Origin of the sequence: Saccharibacillus sacchari (assembly GCF_037722395.1) — a bacterium.
Lineage (GTDB): Bacteria > Bacillota > Bacilli > Paenibacillales > Paenibacillaceae > Saccharibacillus > Saccharibacillus sacchari_A.
On record NZ_JBBKAR010000039.1, the window covers coordinates 63,762 to 84,992 of the forward strand.

22 protein-coding genes are annotated in these 21,231 nt (G+C 52.3%); 4 read left to right on the forward strand and 18 right to left on the reverse strand.

The window, feature by feature from the left end; all coding sequences use genetic code 11:
* Nucleotides 1–30: 30 nt before the first annotated feature.
* The 7 genes from WKI47_RS14760 to WKI47_RS14790 all read right to left on the reverse strand — a co-directional run bounded on the left by WKI47_RS14760 (nt 31) and on the right by WKI47_RS14790 (nt 7,392).
* Nucleotides 31–231: a cold-shock protein gene (locus WKI47_RS14760; protein WP_037288271.1), complete on the reverse strand. Its 201-nt coding sequence runs from the start codon at nt 229–231 to the stop codon at nt 31–33.
* 282 nt (nt 232–513) lie between these two features.
* Nucleotides 514–921, reverse strand: a complete 408-nt coding sequence (gene flgB / locus WKI47_RS14765) for a flagellar basal body rod protein FlgB (RefSeq protein WP_340227912.1) — start codon at nt 919–921, stop codon at nt 514–516.
* Between the two features lie 12 nt (nt 922–933).
* Nucleotides 934–2,358 (reverse strand): HAMP domain-containing histidine kinase, encoded by a 1,425-nt coding sequence (locus tag WKI47_RS14770; protein ID WP_340227913.1) that lies wholly within the window; start codon nt 2,356–2,358, stop codon nt 934–936.
* A complete protein-coding gene (locus WKI47_RS14775) occupies nt 2,345–3,040 on the reverse strand; it encodes a response regulator transcription factor (RefSeq protein WP_340227914.1) in 696 nt (231 codons plus the stop codon). The genes WKI47_RS14770 and WKI47_RS14775 overlap by 14 nt, the downstream gene beginning before the upstream one ends.
* A 59-nt stretch (nt 3,041–3,099) precedes the next feature.
* The gene (locus WKI47_RS14780; RefSeq protein ID WP_340227915.1) at nt 3,100–3,651 is read right to left on the reverse strand and encodes a DUF4334 domain-containing protein; all 552 of its coding nucleotides are present in this window, start codon (nt 3,649–3,651) and stop codon (nt 3,100–3,102) included.
* 358 nt (nt 3,652–4,009) lie between these two features.
* Nucleotides 4,010–6,793, reverse strand: coding sequence for a sugar-binding domain-containing protein (locus tag WKI47_RS14785; protein WP_340227916.1), 2,784 nt, complete (start codon nt 6,791–6,793; stop codon nt 4,010–4,012).
* Between the two features lie 209 nt (nt 6,794–7,002).
* Nucleotides 7,003–7,392 (reverse strand): MerR family transcriptional regulator, encoded by a 390-nt coding sequence (locus tag WKI47_RS14790; RefSeq protein WP_340227917.1) that lies wholly within the window; start codon nt 7,390–7,392, stop codon nt 7,003–7,005.
* Between the two features lie 104 nt (nt 7,393–7,496).
* On the opposite strand from WKI47_RS14790, the gene WKI47_RS14795 reads away from it, so the two are divergent.
* On the forward strand, nt 7,497–7,817 hold the full coding sequence (locus WKI47_RS14795) for a carboxymuconolactone decarboxylase family protein (RefSeq protein WP_340227918.1): 321 nt from the start codon (nt 7,497–7,499) through the stop codon (nt 7,815–7,817).
* Nucleotides 7,818–7,862: 45 nt separating this feature from the next.
* Nucleotides 7,863–8,258 (forward strand): cupin domain-containing protein, encoded by a 396-nt coding sequence (locus tag WKI47_RS14800; protein WP_340227919.1) that lies wholly within the window; start codon nt 7,863–7,865, stop codon nt 8,256–8,258.
* Between the two features lie 259 nt (nt 8,259–8,517).
* Here WKI47_RS14800 and WKI47_RS14805 read toward each other — a convergent pair whose 3' ends face one another.
* The 3 genes from WKI47_RS14805 to WKI47_RS14815 form a co-directional block, all read right to left on the reverse strand.
* Nucleotides 8,518–9,567: an NADH:flavin oxidoreductase gene (locus tag WKI47_RS14805; protein WP_340227920.1), complete on the reverse strand. Its 1,050-nt coding sequence runs from the start codon at nt 9,565–9,567 to the stop codon at nt 8,518–8,520.
* 202 nt (nt 9,568–9,769) lie between these two features.
* Nucleotides 9,770–10,303, reverse strand: a complete 534-nt coding sequence (locus tag WKI47_RS14810; protein ID WP_340227921.1) for a TetR/AcrR family transcriptional regulator — start codon at nt 10,301–10,303, stop codon at nt 9,770–9,772.
* A 79-nt stretch (nt 10,304–10,382) separates the two neighbouring features.
* Complete coding sequence (locus WKI47_RS14815; RefSeq protein ID WP_340227922.1) at nt 10,383–11,276, reverse strand: LysR family transcriptional regulator; 894 nt, start codon at nt 11,274–11,276, stop codon at nt 10,383–10,385.
* Between the two features lie 120 nt (nt 11,277–11,396).
* On the opposite strand from WKI47_RS14815, the gene WKI47_RS14820 reads away from it, so the two are divergent.
* On the forward strand, nt 11,397–12,755 hold the full coding sequence (locus WKI47_RS14820) for an MFS transporter (protein WP_340227923.1): 1,359 nt from the start codon (nt 11,397–11,399) through the stop codon (nt 12,753–12,755).
* Between the two features lie 43 nt (nt 12,756–12,798).
* On the opposite strand, the gene WKI47_RS14825 is transcribed toward WKI47_RS14820, so the two are convergent.
* Nucleotides 12,799–13,146: a hypothetical protein gene (locus tag WKI47_RS14825; RefSeq protein WP_340227924.1), complete on the reverse strand. Its 348-nt coding sequence runs from the start codon at nt 13,144–13,146 to the stop codon at nt 12,799–12,801.
* A gap of 240 nt (nt 13,147–13,386) precedes the next feature.
* Here WKI47_RS14825 and WKI47_RS14830 point away from each other — a divergent pair, with 240 nt between their 5' ends.
* The gene (locus tag WKI47_RS14830) at nt 13,387–14,226 is read left to right on the forward strand and encodes a YitT family protein (RefSeq protein WP_340227925.1); all 840 of its coding nucleotides are present in this window, start codon (nt 13,387–13,389) and stop codon (nt 14,224–14,226) included.
* Nucleotides 14,227–14,505: 279 nt separating this feature from the next.
* Here the strand turns inward: WKI47_RS14830 and WKI47_RS14835 are convergent, their stop codons facing one another.
* The 7 genes from WKI47_RS14835 to WKI47_RS14865 are packed head-to-tail and all read right to left on the reverse strand — an operon-like array spanning nt 14,506 to nt 21,203.
* The gene (locus WKI47_RS14835) at nt 14,506–15,057 is read right to left on the reverse strand and encodes a hypothetical protein (protein ID WP_340227926.1); all 552 of its coding nucleotides are present in this window, start codon (nt 15,055–15,057) and stop codon (nt 14,506–14,508) included.
* 51 nt (nt 15,058–15,108) lie between these two features.
* The gene (locus tag WKI47_RS14840; protein ID WP_340227927.1) at nt 15,109–15,891 is read right to left on the reverse strand and encodes an ABC transporter ATP-binding protein; all 783 of its coding nucleotides are present in this window, start codon (nt 15,889–15,891) and stop codon (nt 15,109–15,111) included.
* Entirely contained in the window at nt 15,888–16,712 is an 825-nt protein-coding gene (locus WKI47_RS14845) for an ABC transporter ATP-binding protein (protein ID WP_340227928.1), read from the reverse strand. The genes WKI47_RS14840 and WKI47_RS14845 overlap by 4 nt, the downstream gene beginning before the upstream one ends.
* Entirely contained in the window at nt 16,712–17,776 is a 1,065-nt protein-coding gene (locus WKI47_RS14850) for a hypothetical protein (protein WP_340227929.1), read from the reverse strand. The genes WKI47_RS14845 and WKI47_RS14850 overlap by 1 nt, the downstream gene beginning before the upstream one ends.
* A gap of 32 nt (nt 17,777–17,808) precedes the next feature.
* Nucleotides 17,809–18,648, reverse strand: coding sequence for an ABC transporter permease (locus tag WKI47_RS14855; RefSeq protein ID WP_340227930.1), 840 nt, complete (start codon nt 18,646–18,648; stop codon nt 17,809–17,811).
* Nucleotides 18,649–18,667: 19 nt separating this feature from the next.
* Nucleotides 18,668–19,585 (reverse strand): ABC transporter permease, encoded by a 918-nt coding sequence (locus WKI47_RS14860; RefSeq protein WP_340227931.1) that lies wholly within the window; start codon nt 19,583–19,585, stop codon nt 18,668–18,670.
* A gap of 55 nt (nt 19,586–19,640) precedes the next feature.
* On the reverse strand, nt 19,641–21,203 hold the full coding sequence (locus WKI47_RS14865; RefSeq protein ID WP_340227932.1) for an ABC transporter substrate-binding protein: 1,563 nt from the start codon (nt 21,201–21,203) through the stop codon (nt 19,641–19,643).
* Nucleotides 21,204–21,231: the final 28 nt, after the last annotated feature.

A 21,231-nucleotide genomic window follows, 5' to 3' on the forward strand; every position in this document is an offset into this window, starting at 1 on the left:
AGCGTACTGCTTTTTTGAGTAAAACCAATATTAAAGTTTTACAACGTTTTCTGCTTGTGGTCCACGAGCGCCTTCAACTACGTTGAATTCTACGCGTTGGCCTTCGTCAAGAGTCTTGAATCCGTCGCCTTGAATAGCGGAGAAGTGAACGAACACGTCGTTGCCGCCTTCAACTTCGATGAAACCAAAACCTTTGTCTGCGTTAAACCATTTAACTGTACCTGTTTGCATGTGAGGTACCTCCAAAAATTAAATTTACATGACCTCATTTATTCAGAAAAAGCATCCGATAAAATTAAAAATCACATATTGCACAAAGTTATTTACCCTGTGAACAATAACTCTCTGCAATGTGTGAGTTGGGGTCAGAACTTCTTTAACGTCACTATACCCTATCGCGAGTTTGAATACAACCCTCATGAGAAAAGAAAATTTGGGGCAATTTAGAAAAGAGCTGTTTCAAACCGGAATTATGGCTAACAACAGCTCTTTTTTATCCTATTGGAACGCTCGTTACTTCAATCCTTGAAGCATTTCCTTGTACTTCTTGTAATGTCCGCTCACCCGGTCAGCCACGTAGTTATACATCAGCTGATTTTCCGACAGAGTCGCCATTTCCGCATCAATGTCCACGCTATTGTTATTATTATTCATCTTTGCACCGCGATCTTCGACGATTCGGTAAGGGACCAACGGTTCGCCGGCGGAACGAATCGTCATATGTTTGGCGTGTCCGGTTTTCAAATCCAGATCGCCGCCTTTGCCTTCGATCGCTTTGCGCAGCTCATCTTCGAAAACGACCGACTTTCTTTTGTAATGCGGCGTATCGGCGTTTGCGATATTGTTCGCGGTAACTTCCTGCCTGGCGTTCAACGCTTGCAGGATCGACTGATGCAGCTTGACGTTGGTCGATTGAATCATGGGCTCACTCCTTTACGTGTTCAAAGATTCCGACTGCGTTAAGGGCAGGCGTATCGTCACTTCCGTCCATTCGCCATATGCGCTATGAATATCCAAAGTCCCGCCATAATCGTCCAGCAGCCTTTTCGCGATCGACAATCCAAGACCGTTACCGCCTTCTTTGCGACTTCTCGCTTTGTCGACCCGGTAAAAGCGGTTGGTCACCAGCGGTAAGTCTTCCTCCGGAATGCCGGCTCCGTAATCCTTGATCGCAAGCTTGACCGAAGAATCTTCGATCTTGGCATCAACGCGTATCTTTTTGCTGTCTCTGGCGTGCTTGATCGCGTTATCGAAAACGATGATCAACAGTTGTTGAAGATGATTTTTGCGAATGGGCAGTGTAAAGTTCTCTTCTAGCTCTATCTGTGTTAGAATGCGGAATTCCGGCTGAAGCGTCTGAAAGTTCTCGACGATCTCCTCGATAGCCGGCCTGACGCGTATCGGTCCCGGCGGTCCATACATGGACGTATCCGCACCATCCGCCCGCGTCAGAATCAACAGCTCCGATACCATATGGATCAGCCGATTCGTCTCATTCAGACTCAGTTGAATCGAACGTTCCAACACCTCGGGATCATCTTTCCCCCAGCGCTTGAGCAGCGACAGATGGCCGTGAATGATCGTCAGCGGCGTTTTCAGCTCATGCGAAGCATCCTCGATAAACTGCTGCTGTTGGTCGAATGACTTCGTCAGACTATCCATCAGTTCGTTGAACATAGTGGACAGCTCGGTCAGTTCATCCTGCGGATTGCTGATCTGCACGCGCTCCTTCAGTCCTTTTTCCCGTATGCCCTTCATCGTGCGAATCATGGCATTGATCGGGTTCAGCAGCTGATAAGAGATGATCCGGCCGCCGACTAGACTGAGTATGATCGAGATGATCGCAGTCGCAACCAACAGGCTGGTAATCAGCGTAATCAGGCTTTCGAAGTTTTCCAGATTGCGTACGATTTCGATCGTGACACGCGTCGAGCGGAATTCGATCGGCTTGCGGTAGACCAGAAGCGCGTCGCCTGCCGGGGTTAGCTGCTCCAGCCGTTCTGCTGACGCATACTGGGGAGCGACCCAATCTTCGTCAACTCGATCCGTCACGGTGACGACCGGAACGCCTTGCTCAGTCACGATTCGGATCAGCTGATGCCGCTCGTTCAATACGTCCAGAAAATCCCGGCTGCTCTCCAGATCGCCCGTCGGCTCAATGCTGTCCAGATAAGCGACGATCTCCTCCATGTTTTTGCGGATGATCTCTTTCTCGTGGTTATGCACCCAACCTTGCAGCACCGAGAATTGAAGTACGGTGTAGAAGAAGAACAGCACGATCAAATGAAAAGCCGCCCATAAGGTCAGCTTCCACTTGATATTCAGCGTCTTCCACACCGGCCACTTAATCCTTTTCATGCCGCATCACATATCCAATCCCCCGGACCGTTTGGATATACGCTTCAATGTCGCCACCGCGAGTGTCCAGCTTGTTACGCACATGCCGGACATACACATCCACCACATTGGTCTCGATCCCGACATCATGTCCCCAGATTCGCTCCAAGAGCAGATCGCGAGGCAGAACCCGATTGATATTTTTCATAAAAATGAACAGTAGCTCGTATTCTTTCTTCGTCAGCTCAATCCATTGATTGTCTTTGCGCAGCATACGCGATTCAATATTCAGTTCAAGATCCTTGAACGTCAGCGACATCGGTGCAGGACTTTGCGACTTCTCCTTCTCCTGCCGCCTGCGAATCACCCGAATGCGCGCCAGCAGTTCCTCGATCGCGAACGGCTTGGGCATATAGTCGTCGGCGCCGCTATCGAGTCCCGCCACGCGGTCCATCACGCTATCTCTGGCGGTAATCATGATAACCGGCGTCTCTTTGACCGCCTTCAACCGTCTGCATACCTCGATTCCGTTCAAGCCGGGCAGCATCAGATCAAGCAGAACCAAATCCCACTCTTCGCCGAGCGCCTGCTCCAGACCTTCCCTTCCTTCATAAGCAGGTACGGCTTCATAGCCTTCATGCCGAAGCTCCAGCACGATAAAGTCGGACAACGCCTCTTCATCTTCAATGACCAAAATGCGCATAGGCGTCAGCTCCTTTTCCAACTCTATAATAATCGAATAAAACCGCTCTGAAAGGAGCATTAAAATTTTTTCATGACGTTTACCCGATTCAATACGAAAAAATAAGTGTCGTCCGTATCCAGGCTTTTGATATCCATAATCCCCAGCAGCGTATCCTGATCGACCTTGCGAAATACATCAATAATATCCTTTTTATCGTAAACCATCGACGCGCTGAGCTTGCCCCGGTATTCCAGCTTTCGCAGCCGTGCTGCACTTTTTTGCGTCTGGATCATCGGTCGAATCAAAGCCATAGCGGGCCGAATCAGTCGTTTGGGGATTTTATCAAAAGGCAGATTAAGCGGGATCAGCAGCGGATTAACCTTATATAGATCGCCGTTCTTTTTCTCGAATACCAGAGGGTGTACATGCTCCGCGCTGCAAAACTCTTTACCGTACCAGCCGGAAGCGGCAAGCAACCCTTCGAAAGGATGCCCGGTCGCCAGCTCCTCGCCTTTCCACACGCCCCACATCTCATAAGGCTCCGCCACTTCCAATTCATCAAAAAACGCAAAAGCTTCTTTCTGCGAAGATTGGCGGCCCAACATCTGGTTTAATTGTTCTTTTCTCATAGTGAAAATCCGTTCTCCTTAAGTTTTTTGTAGAAAACACTTCGAAAGCATCTACGTTATATCCATTTGAAGTAGGAGCGACGACTGTTGCATTTTGTACCCTTATAGTGGATTGATCGTAACATGAGGCGATTAGCGGTTCAATGCACGGCAAGCAAAGTCATATGAACAGGGGAAGTCTCGCGGTTTGGACAATATCCGGACTTCAGGTTGCCTTGGAAAGTTACGTAGGTGCGAGAAGCGAGAAGACTGCAAGATAAATTCGTTAAAAATGCTGTCTTCTCGCTTCCCGCTACGTTAGGCTTTCTCCACAAGTTGAAGACCGGATACATAATATCCGGTCTTTTTTTAAATAGATTTATTTATTCTGTAATAGCTCTTGAAGGCGTTCGATCTCAAGCTTGTTTTTCGGCACGAAGCGTTCGCTATTCATGTACGTGAGCAGACTGCTTCGAAGCTGTGCGGCAGCCGGACGTTGCTCCAAGTCATTTTCGATATCCATCCCGCAGATCAACAGCTTGCCTTCACCTACGCGATACTCGATCAGATTGGTCATTTTACGATTATGGAAAAAGTTCGGGATGACCTGAACGATCGGCTCAAAAGGAAGTTCCTTCGGCGCGATCAGCGAAACGGAACGATCCAGCAGGTCTTTCCACTGATGCTCCGCGTAGCTTGCCGTCGGGAATCCATTCAGAGCTTCGTGCTCATGATCTACCCAGATCCCGCAAGGATTGTCCGTCTCAAAATGAACCGGGCTCCAGAATACAGGCGTGAACTTACCGGGAACCGCATGCGTCAGACCGGCAGCATGGGCGAGGAATAGCACGGAACCGCCGCTCTCCAGCGCTTGTCGAGTCTCCGCTTTCCACGCAGTGGCAATCGTAAGCTTGGATTCGGCAGCCCCGCTCGTCGCTCCGTGGTCTTCTTCGCCAAGCGGAGGCTGTGGATACACCCAAATCGACCATTCATTGCGAATATTACGTTCCGGTAGCTCAACTGTCACACGCAGCTCCGTACTTTTTTGAACCTGATTCAGCGCACTTGATTGCAGCATTCCCAGCGGAATACCCGAGCCGAAGCCGATCTGAGTCGTTTTCAATTCCCCGCGATCTAGCACATGTCCCGAATCGTCTGCAATCGACCATTGAAGGTACGAAGCTGGCAGTTCCTTTTCTCCAAAATGGGCAATCTGTATCTCCGCTTCGAACGCTTCCGTCGCCGTATACACACGCTTGGGCATCCGCAGCAGCAGCACCGTCGGTCCGCAGAATGCCCGGAATTGCTCCGGCTCGATCAGACCCTTTGACTGCCAAAAAGCATCCAGAATGCCGATCGTCGCTGTGCTTTGCCCCGGGAAGTCATGCAGATCGAGCAATTGGAAACCGCCGAACTCCGGGGTACGCAGCGCGGCTTCGATCTCATCGCGGTATAGCCGCAGCGACAGCATCCCCGAGCTTTGCACGAATTTGCGCACGTCGCCCAGCAATCCGGTTCTGTCCAGATCCGCCCGAATCGCTTCCAGGTTGACTGCACGCAGCGCACCCGAGTAATCCGAAATGGTATCGACGTCAGGGTAGACCGTATACTGCCCAACTTCGTGCGCTACCACAGGCATATCCCGCTTCGCGATCGCTTCCCGGAAGTCCAGCATCGTCCCGTCCGCCAGCTTATCCGGGTAAAACTGTCCGCGAATCCCTACTCCGTCCACGGATTGCGTACAAAACAAATCTTCCGCCGGGTCAGGCTGTCTGTCCCAGTTCGTCGTCAACGTGTACAAATGGCGGTTATCCGCTGTTCGCAGTTCCTCCGCAATCCGATGCAGCAGACCAAAGTCGCCGTTCAACTCATTGCCGTTACTGAAAATGCAGAACGAAGGATGGTTGCCGTACGCCTTCGCGATCCGACGCGCTTCTTCCGGCAAATACTCGTAATGCTCCGGATGCGCGCCGACCGGCGTATTCCAGGTATCCATCCATACGGGACCTTCCACTTGAAGATATAACCCTAAGCGATCTGCTGCCTCGAAAGCCGCTTCAGGCGGACACCAGGAATGGAAACGAACATGGTTCAGACCGTAGCTTTTGACCGTGTTCATTAGTTTCAGCCAATCTTCAAGCTCCGTCGGCGGATAACCGGTCAGCGGGAAAATACAGCATTCCAAGGTACCGCGCAGAAAAACAGGTCGGCCGTTGATCGCAAGCTTTCTTCCGTCAGTCAAAAAGCGTCGGAGCGCAAATGGCTGAGTCGTCTCCGCGTAAAAGTTTTTTTGGGAAGCATCTACTTCATGATCCGCCCGCAGCTCCAGCTTAAGCGCATACCGATTGGGTTGAAATTCGTCCCACAGAAGCGGATTCGGTCCCAGGTCATACGTCCAGCTAAAAGAAGTCTGCGTTTGTGCGGGAAGGGTGAGACGTTCTTGCCGAGTGTCCGCGTGAGTCGTTGAATCCAGCACATGTGCGGACAGACCAACAATCGCCTGTAACTCCCGATCCGTATCGTTGAAGCAAACTCCTTTAACCGTAACCATGCGCAGGTCGTCATGCGGGAAAATGTGTATGTCCGTAATCCTGACCTGCTCATGAGCCTGTAGTTCGATTACGCCCACAACGCCGTTCCAGATGGTTTGCGTCTCGTCGGTGTAAGCGCTCGGATAGTTGCCGATCTGCTGCACATCCCGATTGTCGATCCGCAGCGTAAGACGGTTTTTTTGCCCCGGCTGCATCCACGCATCTGCGTCGTACGCATGCGGCACGGACAAGCTATCGCACCGACCTGCGAAATTTCCATTGATCCATAGAGAAGATTGGAACATGACACGCTCCAGAAAAACACCGAAGCTTTTGCCCTGCCAGTCTGCCGGAACGTCAACCTCCAGCTCGTACCAGGCCGCACCCACATAAGAATGACGCTGGCGGAGAGAGCGAATCGCTTCTTTGTCCATGTCGCCGTTCCACGTATAAGGCGTTCCGATTCCATTCGAAGTCAGCGTTCCCGGCAGCTTCAAGGTTTGCGGCGATTGTTTCGATTGTGGCAGACCTTGTTGGTACCATTGCTGCGTTTCCCCAACGTCTTCCGGATCCAAAGCATAGTTCCAATTTCCATTCAGGCGAATTCGCGTTGCCGCTTGTGCGTCGATCATCTTTTCACTCCCTATCTAATATCGAAGGTTCTCGTAAACGTTCTCAATTCTGTTGAAAAGCCTAGCTGTGCGTACCTTGATTGTAGAGTTCATCGTTGGAAAAAGACATCAATATCCGGCTGAAAATCCGACCGATTCTGCTATGTCGTTTGCTTTGCAAATGAAAAAGCCCGAAATGCAGAGGTTCACATTCCGGGCCAGTGTTTGCATTATGGATGCGGATAGGCAAAAACCAATTTCGGATTATTCGGCTTCTCCCGGTAAAACTCGATCTTGCGATCCAACAAATCCAGACTTTGCTGAAGCTTCTGCATTTCTTCTCTCACCAGCTGTCTGCGCTTTTCCAGCAAGTCCAATCGCTGCGGAATCGTCTTATCCCCTTCCGCGCGCCACTCCGTATACGATTTGAGTTCCTCGACCGACATGCCGGAGCCTTTCAGATGCAGGATAAAGCGCGTCCAGCCGATATCTCCTTCTTCATATTCACGCACCTGATTAGCATCGCGCCGGGGCGTGATCAATCCTTCTTTTTCATAATAACGCAGCGTGCTGGCGGGTACGCCCACTATCGCTGCAAATTCGCCGATCGAATACGCCATATGCGCAACTCCTTTTCCCGACCAAAAATTGTTCTTGCCTTAAAGTCGACTTTAAGGTCTATGCTACATCATGTATCCGCCAAACGAAAGGGAGGAATCATCTAATGGCCGAAAAACAAACAGCAGGACGCGATCGCTTGGGCGAGTTTGCTCCCAAGTTTGCGCAATTGAACGACGATGTGCTTTTCGGGGAAGTCTGGTCGAGAGAAAAGGAATTATCTCCGCGCGACCGCAGCATGATCACCGTATCCGCTCTGATCTCCGGAGGCAACTTCGAGCAACTGACTCCGCATCTCCACAAAGCCAAGCAAAACGGAGTCACCTCCAGCGAGATTGCCGAGATCATCACGCATTTATCCTTTTACGTGGGTTGGCCCCGTGCGTGGTCGGCGTTCAATCTGGCTAAAGAAGTGTATGAAGGCTAAGAGATCGATACACACCCAATCTTCTACAGAAAGCAGGTATTTGCAATGAAAAACGAACAATTAAACAAAGGAACCATCTTCCCGCTCGGCAACAAAGTAGAGAAAAACTTTATCGGCGACGCCTATCTGCAAATGGTATTCACCGACGAGCAACCGCTGAACGCAGGTATCGGCAGCGTCACGTTCGCACCCGGCGCCCGCAACAACTGGCACTCGCACAAAGTTGGACAGGTGCTGCTAATCACCGGCGGCGAAGGCTGGTACCAAGAAGAAGGCAAACCGGCGCAATCGTTGAAAGCAGGCGGCGTCGTCAACATCCCGGCAAACGTGAAGCACTGGCACGGCGCAACCAAAGACAGCTGGTTCGCGCATCTGGCCATGACCCCGGGCGAGACGGATTGGCTGGAACCTGTGGACGACGAAGCTTACGGAAACCTTTAAATTCCTGCTTTACGCAACAAGCGCATAAAAGGCTGTTCCAAGCCATGTTAACCATGACTTTGGAACAGCCTTTTGTCTTTGACATCATCTTTTGAAAAAGCTTCAATTCCAGCCAAGCGACGGCGGAGGGAGAAATTCAGGTTAAAACGCCTTTGAACTCGGAAAACTTCCACTAAAAATTCTGATCTCTTTTTCCGAGCGAGACAGCGTTTTTACCGAATTTCTCCCGCAGCCCTCCAGCTTCTACAGCGAATCGGATTTAGTACAGCTCCTGCAAAGCCGTCGGCGAGAACGCCACCAGTTCATCCTGACGCCCCTGCTGCACTTTATCCGCCCAAGCCGGATCGGCGATCAACGCGCGGCCAATGGCGACCAGATCGAACTCGTTTTGCTCCAGACGCTCCAGCAGATCTTCGATCCCGCTGACCTCTGCGCCTTTGCCTTCTTTGAACAGCGTCATAAATTCGCCGTCCAGCCCTACCGAACCAACCGTAATGGTCGGTTTGCCGGTCAGCTTTTTCGTCCAGCCCGCAAGGTTCAGGGTTGAACCTTCGAATTCCGGTTGCCAGAAGCGGCGCGTGGAGCAATGGAAGACGTCAACGCCCGCTTCGCTCAGCGGCTTCAGGAATTGTTCCAATTCTTCCGGCGTCTCAGCCAACTTCGCGCTGTAGTCGCTGCCTTTCCATTGGGAGAAACGGAACACGATCGGGAAGTCCGGTCCTACCGCGGCGCGGACCGCTTCGATCACTTCGACCGCGAAGCGCGTGCGTTCCACCATATCGCCGCCGTAACGATCGGTACGCGGGTTCGTTTTGGCCCAGAAAAACTGATCGATCAGATATTCGTGCGCGCCGTGCAGTTCAACGCCGTCAAATCCGATTTCTTTGGCTGCTGCTGCCGAATGCGCAAACTGCTGCACGATATCGGCCACTTCCGCTTCGGTGTAATCGCCGACTTGCCCGCGAGCGCCCATATGCCAAATCTGAGGAATGATCTTCCCGCCTGCGGCATGCACTTCGGATACGACGTTTTTCCAGCCTTCAAGCGCAGCTTCTCCGTGGATATGCGGTACGTTTTGCTGATTGGACGCGTCCGGGTGGTTGATGACCGTTCCTTCCGTCACGATCAGACCGACGCCGTTCTCCGCTCTGCGGCGGTAATAAGCGGCTACATGGTCGCCCGGCACGCCTTCCGGCGAGAATTGGCGCGTCATCGGCGCCATCACGATTCGGTTAGCCAACGAGAGATTGCCTACCTGGAAAGGTTGGAACAGCGATTGAACAGATTTTACGGATTGCGAATCAGTCATGGAAAATAGCCTCCTAAATAATAGGTGTAATCAAAATATCGAATATGTGAATACCGCCTGATTGTCGTCGAAAATCACGTTGTGTTAAAGCCTGTTGCGCTCCGAGCCTCACCCCCTTATTCAAATACCCATTCATTCTTGACCAAGTAGTCAAATAAAAGCCAAAAAACAACCGGCACATCTTTTTCGATAAGCCGGTATTTCAAGCTTGGATCAAGGCAATCGAGGTGCGCAGAACGCCCAGAATTTCTTCCCGACTAGCGCCCGATTTCTCCATCATCTTCGCTCCGTTGATCGCATTGCTCAGATGAAGAGCCAACTCACGGCTGCTTAAACGCGAAGTAATCGTACCTTCCGCTTGCCCGCCGCGTATCGCCTGCTCGATCATCGTCTCGGTGCGCTGCATCATTTGTATAATTTCCCGATTGATGTCCTCGTCACCACTTCCGAACTCCAATGACGTATTGATGATCAGACAACCGCGAATCCGGGCCTCGTCATCCGCATATAAAGCCGTTTCGCAGATCGCTTCCAGTTGGCGGACCGGCGATGTTTCATTCGCGATCCTTTTTTCCAAAATAGACAAGTTTTCTTCGCGATATAACGCCAACGACTTTAAAAATAATTCCCGCTTGTTCTTAAACACGCCGTACAAACTCTGCTTCTTCACCTGCGTGCTGCGGGTCAGGTCTTCATAGGACGTCGCATGAAATCCTTTCGTCCAGAATACCTCCATGCATTGGTGAAGCGCGAGGTCGGCATCAAATTCTCTTGGTCTGCTCATGCACAGAGTGTATCAGTTCTTGACTACGTAGTCAAATACGAAGTTCGGGTTCGATCTTTTCCGCAAAATACGCCAAGACGACATCCCGGAAAATTTTTGCCGCATGCGAAATGTAGCGATCCGTATTCCATAACAAAGTAATCTCGCGCACCAACTCCGTTTCCTGTAAAGCCACATAACGGATACGTTCTCGTTTTTCGATCGCTGTGGCCGGGATAAACGCGACCCCGATACCTGCTTCGACGAGCGAAATCAGTCTGGATGGCTCATCGCCCTCATAGACATAATGCGGCGTAAATCCATACCGTTGCGCCGCATCGTCGATCAGATTGCGCGTGCCGTAACCTTTTTTCACGCCAATCAGCCATTCGTCCCGAAGTTCGTTCAATGAAAGCATCGGCTTCTCCGCCAGCGGATGGTCAGAAGGAAGCGCCGCGACGATCGGATCGATATGAACGACTTCACAGCCTATTCCTTCCTCGGCAGCCAGCGGCGACGATAATCCGAAATCCGCCTCGCCACGTCGCAACCGTTCCTGCATTTCCCCAGCCGTCAGCCGTTCGACATGAAACTGAATCTTCGGCATCCGTCTACGGTATTCGCTTAATATGGGCGGCAGCGTACTGGCAGCGGTCACGACGAGCTTCAACGTATCCGGCTCGCGGTTGGCTAAATCTCGAATCTCTCTTTTCCCCTGCTCCAGCTCAAATAACGCTTTTTCCGCTCGCTTCAAAAATAACACGCCGAATTCGTTCAATCGCAATCTGCGATTGTTGCGATCGAATAACGGCGCCCCTACATCTTCTTCCAACCGTCGAATGGTTTTGCTGAGCGAAGATTGCGTGACATGCAGCGTGCGTGCGGCCTCGGTCATATGCTCGGTTCGAGCCACTTCGATAAAATACTGCAATTGTAACAGCTCCACTCAAACGCCTCCTACAGATTCATTTTCCGATCCATTCCTTTGAGTCTATGAAATCATAGCATAAAAGGCGTTGGAGGAAATGATCCGAATTCGTTAAGCTTCACGTAAGGAGGAACGAATATGCAGGCACGCAGCCGTTGGCTGATGATTTCGATCGGTTTGGGTATCATGCTTAATCCGCTTAATTCTTCGATGGTCGCCGTCGCCATTCCCGGTATTCAGCAGGCTTTCGGGTTGGATTATACGACGGTATCCTGGATCATTTTCTCGTTCTATATTTCGAGTGCCGTCGCGCAGCCTGTGATGGGCAAAGCCAGTGATTTGTTCGGGCGACGGCGTATTTTTCTGGCGGGGCTTGTGGTCGCTTTTACCGCTTCGCTGCTCGCGCCGCTCTATCCAAGCTTCGGCTGGTTGATTGCTTTGCGCATTGTTCAGTCGATCGGAACCAGCATGATGGTTGCGGTCGGCATGGCGATTGTACGGATTCATATCGTGGAAAAACAGTCTACCGCGCTCGCGATTCTGTCGATCTTTCTCTCGGGAGCTGCGGCGATCGGCCCTTTTTTCGGAGGATTGCTGACGTCAAGCTGGGGCTGGGAAGCTATTTTCTTCGTTAATGTTCCTTTTGCGCTGCTTGGATTCATCTTGTCATGGAAACACATTCCCCAAGAACGCTCCACCGATTCGGCGTCCTTTTTGCGGGAATGGCTGAGCCGGATTGACTTGCCGGGCATCCTTCTTTTTACGGCAGGATTAGTTACGTTATTCGTTGGACTGCTCTGTATTGAAAAAGACGGTCAGATCGAGGTTACAAGGATCGTTCTCGCCGGAATCGGACTGCTGTTGCTGCTGATCTTCGCCTTATATGAGCTGCGGATCAACGCGCCGTTTATTCCTTTGCGATTGTTCGTCCGTTACCCGGCCATCATCCGCGTCAACACGGAGTTTATGCTGGCTAATCTGCTTTTTTACGCGGTATTCTTCGGACTTCCGTCTTATTTGCAACAGATACGCGGCATAAATGAGTTACATACGGGGATGTTGATGCTGAGTCTCGGTGTTTGCTCGCTTGCGATCTCGCCTTTGACCGGAACCTGGGTAGGACGTCACGGCGCCGCTCCTGTGCTTCGTACTTCGGCGCTGATTATGGTCTTTGGCTCAGCAGGCATGGCCGTTTTGCAACCGGAATCCGGTTTGGCGACGATTCTGTTCATTCTGGCCGCCTTCGGCATAGCGAACGGGTTGAACGGTGTTGCCATGCAAGCCGCATTATTTGCTGCCGCTCCGAAAGAAGTCATCGGCGTCGCATCCGGATTGTTCAACACGTTTCGTTATTTGGGCACGGTCTTCTCTTCGCTGCTGACCGGGATTGTGATGAGCGGGTCGTTCAATAGTGGAGGATTTCGGGTATTGGGCTTCGCGCTGACAGGCATCGCATTGTTTTTGACCGCATTGAGTGTGCGCAAACGCGCCAAATAAACAACCCCTCTTCGAATGAATAGGTCGAAGGGGGTTGTTTGTGTTATTCTTCTGTACTTTCCTCGGCTGCTTTGGCTGCTTTGGATTTACGAGCAGGAGCTTTTTTCGGCTTTTTCGCCGCTTCCAGCGCCGCGCGCTCTTCCTGGTATCGACGCTCGACCGCTTCTTTTTCCTCGCGGCGGTCTTCATGCATTTGCTCGATGTCCGCTTCTACCTGTTTTCGACAAGCCGGGTCATTCATGCTCAGAAACTTTTCGAACGCATCCGGGTACAAAAATTTCTTCGGCTCATCCCCATTGGCAAAACGAACCTCAATACGTTGGTCTTCTTGTTGGATGATTTCCCCTTGCCCATAACTCGCGTGCTCAACCTCTTGGCCGATCAATTGCATAACAGGTTTTCTCCTTTATTTATCTATTTCCAATAATTATAACACACTACTGTCAAGTCACGTTTATCCTAATTTTTTTACTGTAATGCCTAAATGCGAAAAAGCCGTTCCCAACGCTTCGTTTCTCTGCCTTTAGTCAGCTAATCGGTTAGCATGGTATCTTGGTAGTCCAAGTTCTTGAGAAATTTTGAAGTCCCGTGCTTAAATGAATTCATGTTGACCGGAAAGAAGGGTATCGGGGTGAAAAAGACAAGCTTGGATCTACTGATCATTGCGATTGGCGCCTTCGCTTTCGCATTGGGCATTAACGTATTCGTCATTCCGCACGAACTGGGCGAAGGCGGCGTGGTCGGCGTGACGATTATTTTGTATTATTTATTCCACTGGTCGCCCGGTTGGAGCAGCCTGATCATCAATATGGCGCTGCTCGCGATCGGCTATCGACTGTTGCCGAAAAAGACGGTCGTCTACACGCTGGTCGCTGTCGCGCTCCATTCTCTTTTCCTGCATATGACGGAAGGTTGGCAGGTCGCCTCGGACGATCTGATGGTCAATGCGATCTTCGGCGGCGCCATGATCGGATTCGGCATCGGACTGATTATCCGCAGAGACGGCACGACGGCAGGCACGGTCATTATCGCCCGGTTGATGAACAAGTTCTGGGGCTGGAATATCAGTTACGCGCTGCTGGTCTGCGATGTAGTGGTGGCGGCGTGCTCGTACTTCATCATCGGAGCGGAAAAGTTGATGTTCACGATTATTATGCTGGTCGTCGCGACCAAGATCATTGATCTGGTCACGACCGGACTCAATCCGCAAAAATCGGTAACGATCATCTCCAAGCATAAGGACGAGATCGCCAGACAAGTGAATGCGCTGATGGATCGCGGGGTTACCGTCGTGAACGGGCAGGGCTATTATACGCAAAGTTCGGTGGATATTTTGTATGTGGTCGTGAGTAAAAAGGAATTGTCGATGTTGAAAAATATCGTGCGGGCGACGGATCGCGAGGCGTTTTTGACGATTCACAATTTGCAAGATGTTTTTGGGAAAGGGTTTGTGGATTTGCAGCAGTCGTGAAGGAGCTCGTCGAGGCGCTGCGGGAGAAATTCAGTTCAAGCCGCTGTCTCACCCGGAAAATTTGATTAAAAGTTTAGCGGAATTTTTCCGAGTTCAAAGGCGTCTTTCACTGAATTTCTCCCTCCGCTAGGCTCGGCCCGCTGTGGTAGGGGGATAGAGTAAATCAAGGCTTAAAGTGTTTGAAAAGTTGCAAGGTTGATCGCAAAAAGACTCTCGTTCCGTAAAGGAAGGGAGTCTTTTTCGCTATTTATCACATTTCATTTAAAACCTTGATAAAGATCAAGCTTTGGTCGGTAGGATGTTTTTGTCGAATTCTACTTCGAATAAGTATTCGTCGAGGTCGACTTTCAAGGCTTCGTTGAAGATGTTGGAAGCGATCATTTTGCAGCCGACGGTGGTGATCAGCACGATCTCGGCGGAGGAGAACTCGGCTTTCAGACGGTCGTAGATCGAAGGGTCGATGTTGTTGGCGTTGTTGACCAGGCCGCGGCCGTAGTCGATCAGCGCTTTTTCGGTTTCGGTAAATTCGAATTCGTCGAAGGCCAAGTTCAGGTCGCGCAGCAGTTTGGCGTGGTACGTGGAGCAGACCAGGCATTCGTTTTCGGTTGAAATCGCGTAGCAGTAAAAGTAAACGGCGCGGCTTCCGATGATTTTTTGCAGCTCGTTGCGCACCGGATAAAATTCCATCGCACGGAAAGACGGCATGGAATACAGCAGCGTTTTGACCATGTTGGTGACGCGGGTTCCGCTGCTCAATCGCTCGTCCACAAAAGCACGTACCTCTTCGTTCATCTCTTCATATTGCAGCAAAGGGACCACACTGTTACTCATATTAAATTCCTCCTTTGAAATAGGTTGCATTTAGTCACGGGATAACATCTTTTAATCAAACTGCGGAATCTGTATCCTCGGAATCGCTCCGATCAGAGACTGCGTATACGGATGCTGCGGACGGTGGAAAATATCGGCGGTCTCGCCTTCCTCCACGACTTTTCCTTCCTTCATGACCATCACCCGATGCGAAATGCTATAGATGACTTCCAAGCCATGCGCGATAAACAAATACGAAACGCCTTTGCTGCGCTGAAGGTCTTTGAGCAGCTCCAGAATCTGAGATTGAATCGTCATATCCAGCGCGGACGTCGGCTCGTCGCATACGATGACGGAAGGCTCGGCCGCCAGCGCCCGCGCGATTCCGACCCGTTGACACTGCCCGCCGGATAGTTCCTTCGGATAGCGCAGACGGTATTCCAAAGGCAGTCCGACATCGCCGAGCAGCGTATCCACGCGCGCGTCGATTTCTTTGGGCGACAGCTTGAAGTACAGCTTCAACGGCTCGGCGATGATGTCCCGGACTTTCATTCTGGGATTGAGCGACGAGACGGGATCTTGGAAAATGTACTGGATATCGCGTTTATCGGCTTTGGAGCGCCCGGAGGCAGCGAGCGTTTTGCCGCTCAAGCGGGTCTCGCCCGATGTGACGGGAATCATGCCTGCCACCATTTTCGCGACGGTCGTTTTGCCGCTGCCGGATTCGCCGACGATGCCGAGCGTCTCGCCTTTTTCCAATGTCAACGAGACTTGATCAACGGCGGTGAAGTCGGCTCCGGCGCGTGTTGGATAGACTTTGCGCAATCCTGCCGCTTCAAGCACGGGTTCGCTCACGGATTCACCTCCTCGAAGTAAATGCGCGGCATGCTGCCAAGAAGCTGCTTCGTGTACGGATGGCTAGGCCGGGTAAAAATTTCCGACTTGGTGCCTTCCTCCACCAGAACGCCCTGCTTCATAACAATTACGCGATCCGCGACTTGGTGAACGACGCCCAGATCGTGGGTGATAAACAGCACGGTCATGCCGTATTGCCGCTTCAACTTCAGGATCAGACGCAGAATCTGGGCTTGAACCGTGACATCGAGCGCCGTGGTCGGTTCGTCGGCCAGCAGCAACTGCGGACGCGAGGACAAGGCCATCGCGATCATGACGCGCTGCCGCATCCCGCCCGACAATTGAAACGGATACTGTTTGACCACGTCATCGACGTTGCGGATCTCGACTTGCTTCAGCAATGCTTTGGCTTCGTTCAACGCGGCTTTGCGACTGGTCTTTTTGTCGGCATGCAGCCGGATCAAATCGACCATCTGCGTGCCGATCGTGTACACCGGATTCAACGCGCTGAGCGCATCCTGGAACACCATTGCGATCTTTTTGCCCCGTACTTCGCACAACTGCTTTTCATTGAGCGTCAACAGATCTTGCCCTCCGAAAAGAATCCGGCCCTGCGTATACTCGGCGGGCGGCTGCGGAAGTAGGCGCATGATCGACTTCGCCGCCACGCTTTTACCGCTGCCGGATTCGCCGACCATGCACAAGACTTCGCCTTCCCGAATATCGAACGACAGGTCTTCGAAAATGGTTGTTGCGGCTCCGCGCTTTACGAATTGAAGTCCCAGATTGCGAACTTCGACGAGCGGTTTGACAGGTGGCATCACCATCCTCCTTTCTTCGATGCGGAATCCAGAAGATCGAACGAAGGCGGCTGATCGGCCAAATCGGAGCTTTTCAACAGTCGACTCAGCGTTTCTCGGGCGAGCGCCAGATCGAACATCGACAATCCGAACGCGTTGAACATCAGCTTGCGGGAAGCGGTCTGCCGAATGTCCAATTTTGCATCCGGTATGCTGGGGTCACTTGACGGATTTATCAACTGTTCCAATAGTATGACTTTTTGCTGTATTTCGGCATGCTCCCTGGCCCAACCGAACAACGATTGACTGCTGGAAGACACGCCTGACAGATAATCGTCGCACACAATCGTATCGAAGCTTGGAATGGCTGCCGCTGCGATGTCCCTCATTCCGATATGCACATACAGATGACCCGGCACAAAGTGTTCGGCTGTCAGATACGGTTCGGCGGCCGAAGTCGCTCCGACAACGATTTTGGCGAAATCGAGCCGGGCCGGTAGCTCGCGATGTACCCGAACGCGGATATTGCGCTTGAACAGCTCGTCCGCGAACCGTTCGTGCAGCCGCCGGGCATGGATCGGACTGCGGCTCCATAGATGCAGTTCTTTCAGACCCGGCAGCACCGGCAAAAGACTGCGAAGCTGATGTCCCGCCTGATACCCCGAACCGCACAGCAGCAACGAATCCGCCGTCGGATCGGCTAGCGTGCGAATAGCGGCGGCAGACACGGCTCCGGTGCGAAGCCCGCTGATTAGCTCGCCTTCGAGCAGCGCGATCGGCTGGCCCGTTTCCAGATTATTCAGTAAAATGATCGGCTGCGTATACGGAAGAGCCGCATCGGTTCTCGGGATATGCGAAGTCCATTTCAGACCTGCAACGCCGATTGCATCGGCTTCTTGGCCCAGATAAGCGGGAAGCGAATAAAAGGCTCCGTTCTCCACCTTGCCGCGAGCCATCGCTACCTCCTGCGCGAAAGCTGACGTTCCTGCGGATTTGCTTCGGAAAGTCTGTTCGATCAACGCCAGCGTCAATTCCGGATCGGAGATTCCGCTGCGCTCGATCAGGTCGCGGGAAACGATATACATGGGAGCTTGCCTCCTTTCGTGTTCATCGGGATTTACCGATCTTCCGCACGGTCCCGCAGCCAATCGCCGAACAAATTGATGCTCAGAATAACAAAAGCGATCGCAAGCCCCGGCAATGTCGATAACCACCAAGCGGAATCGATATAGCTTTTGCCGTCATTGACCATCCCGCCCCAGGTCGGCGTCGACACTTCGATTCCAAGACCCAGAAAGCTGAGCGCGGCGGCAAGCAGGATCATATGCGACATTTGCAAAGCCGCCTGCGTAGCAATCGTGAACAGCGTGTTCGGCAGAATATGCCGTCTCATGACCGTTACATGCGGAACGCCCATCGCCCGGGCCGCTTCGACATACTCCATTTCTTTTAAAGACAAGACCTGACTGCGTACTACCCGGGCAAAAGTAACCCAGCCGGTCACGGCCAGCACGATTACGATATTCTTCAGCCCCGAACCCAGTACGGCAACCATCACGATCGCCAGCAGCATGCTCGGAATCGACATTTGAATATCGGCCAGACGCATCAGCAGCGCATCGGCTTTGCCGCCGAAATATCCGGCCGCGATTCCGATCGCGCTGCCGATTACGCCCGACACGGCTACCGCAACGATGCTGATCCAGAGCGATAACCTTCCTCCGTACAGCAATCGGCTGAGCACGTCGCGCCCCAACTGATCCGTTCCGAGCAAGCTGATTCCGCCGTCGCCTCCGTAAGGACTCAGCGGCGGAACCAGAATGTCCTTGAGCGACTGGCTGTACGGATCGACCGGCGCGAACCAGGGAGCGAATACCGTCAGCACGAAAATGACCGCCAATGCGCCGATACTGACGACGCCTTTTGCGCCGCCGCGCAGCAAAGCTCTTTTTTTCATCACGTAAGCCTCTCTTCGTTTACCGAACCTTGATTCTTGGATCGATGACATGATAGATCAGATCCGTTGCCAGCGTCAGCATAATGTAGATCGCACTGACAACCAGAATGCTGGCTTGAACGAGCGGGAAATCCCGGTTGCTCACGGCCTGGATAATCAGTTGACCGACTCCCGGCCAAGAGAAGATCGTTTCCGTCACCACGGCTCCCGCGATCATCACGCCGAATTCCAAGCTGATCACCGTAACGACGGGCAACAACGCATTTTTCAGCCCGCGCTTGAAGATCCGTCGTCTTTTGGAAAAGCCTTGCGCCTGGCTGGTCACCATATATCCTTGTTCCATCACTTCAATTAGCGACGCCCGCATGGTGCGGGCAATCGGCGCGATCGGATAAGCCGCCAGCGTGATAGCCGGAAGAACGATCGACTCCAACCCCCGGTTTCCCGATGTCGGCAGCCAATGCAGATTGACGGCGAAGATCAGAATCAGCACGATGCCGATCCAGAACACCGGCAGCGACTGTGTCAGGAAAATCCATCCGTTGAGCACGTAGTCAATGAAACTGTTTTTGTAATAGGCCGACAAGATCCCGACCAACAACCCGACCGTTACCGCAATCAAGATCGCAAACACGGCAAGATCGACGGTAGCCGGCATTCGGTCAAGGACCAGCTTCAAAGCAGACTCTTTATAATAGAGGGAACGACCCAGATCGCCGGTCAGCAAGTTTTTCAAATACTCGAGGTATTGCATCCCCAAAGGACGGTCGAAGCCGAGACTTTGACGAAGAGCGGCGATCTGGTCTTCGCCCGCTTCCGGGGGCAGCATCAACCGTGCGGGATCGCCCGATAGCCGGATGATAAAAAACACGATGGTGGCGGCGCCGATCACGGCAAGCAGCGCTTGGCCCAGACGCTTGAGCACATAACGTTTCACGACGGCTGATTTCCTCCTCCCGGCAAGTTGCTGTCCGTTGCTTTGCGACGAAGCATTATTCCGTTTTCGCCGTAATGGTCGACACTTGAAGCGAAGTATCGACGCGACCGTCCCAGTTCAGACGATCCGATACGCCGTAATACTGATTCTCTTGATACAGGAAAATGCGCGGCGCGTCTTGAATGACTTGATCCTGGATTTCTTTATACAGTTCTTGGCGGCGATTCTCGTCGGTCGACGACCGGGCTTCGTCCAGCTTGGCGTCCACGTCGGCGTTCGCGTATGTCGAGTATGATTCGCCTGAGCGCAAGATGGCGTAGATCGCGGCATCCGCGTCCAGCGTATTCGTGCTGCTCCAGCCGAGCACGTACATATCCGACTGTTTGCCCGAAGGTACGAGCGTACGATAAACGGAGCTTTCAACGTTGTTGACTTTGATCTCCACGCCGACGGCTTTCAGTTGTTCCGCAATGACCTGAGCGACGTCCGTATTTTTGGCGTACCAGCTTACCGTATCCAGCGTCACCGAGAATCCGTCCGGGTAACCCGCTTCGGCCAGCAGTTGCTTCGCTTTTTCCGGGTCGTAATCGTAGCCTTTCGGTTCTCCGGCATAACCGAAGTCTTTCGGCCCGATTAGGCTATTCGTACGCACGGCCGCGCCTTGCAGCACATTATCCACGATCGCGTCGACGTCGATCGCGTAGTTGAGCGCTTGGCGGACTTTCGGATCATTGAACGGCTCGACATCGGTTTTGAAACCGACATATACGGTGTTGCCTGCACGCTCAACCGTCGAGAGACGAGCATTGGAGGACGATTCGATCTTGCTGCGATCCTCCGGCGATACTGCGGTTACGATATCGACTTCGCCGTTCAGCAAAGAGCTGACGCGCGTGGACGCTTCAGGGATCGAACGGAACGTTACTTTTTTCACCTGCGGCTCGCCGTTCCAATACTCCGCGTTTGCTTCCAGCACGACGTTACTGCCTTTGTCCCAGCTAACGAATTTGTAAGGACCGGTTCCGATCGGCTTTTGCGCAAACTCTTCCTGGCCGACTTCTTCCGCGTATTTCGGCGGTACGATCTCGGTCGGGTAGCGATTGAAGCGAGTCGGAATCAGAGGATCGGGATTTTTGGTGATGACATGCACGGTGTACTCGTCGATCGCTTCGACTTTGTCGATCGTCGAGACGTAACTCGCCGTCGGAGCGTTGCTCGCCGGGTCCAACACGCGTTCCAGCGAATACTTGACCGCTTCGGCGTTGAACGCTTCTCCGTTGGTAAACGTCACGCCTTCGCGCAGTTTGAATTCCCACGTCTTGTCGTCCACTTGACTCCAACTTGTCGCAAGTCCCGGAACCAATTCTTCGTTCTCGCCCCGCTTGACCAACGTATCGAAAATATTGTCCACGACCTGCGCGTTTTCCGTCAGGAAGCCCGGATCGAGTCCGCTTACGTCAAAAGCGCGTCCGATCGTGATCTCCAGATTTTGCTCGGCCGTCGCCGGTTCGGATGCAGATCCGCTTGCCGCCGGCTCCGTTTTGCTTACCGTCGAGCACCCTGCGGTTAAAGCCGCCAGCAGCGTCAAGCTCATGAACCATCGTTTTCTTTTCAACATGATGTACAACCCCCGTGTGATCTTATTT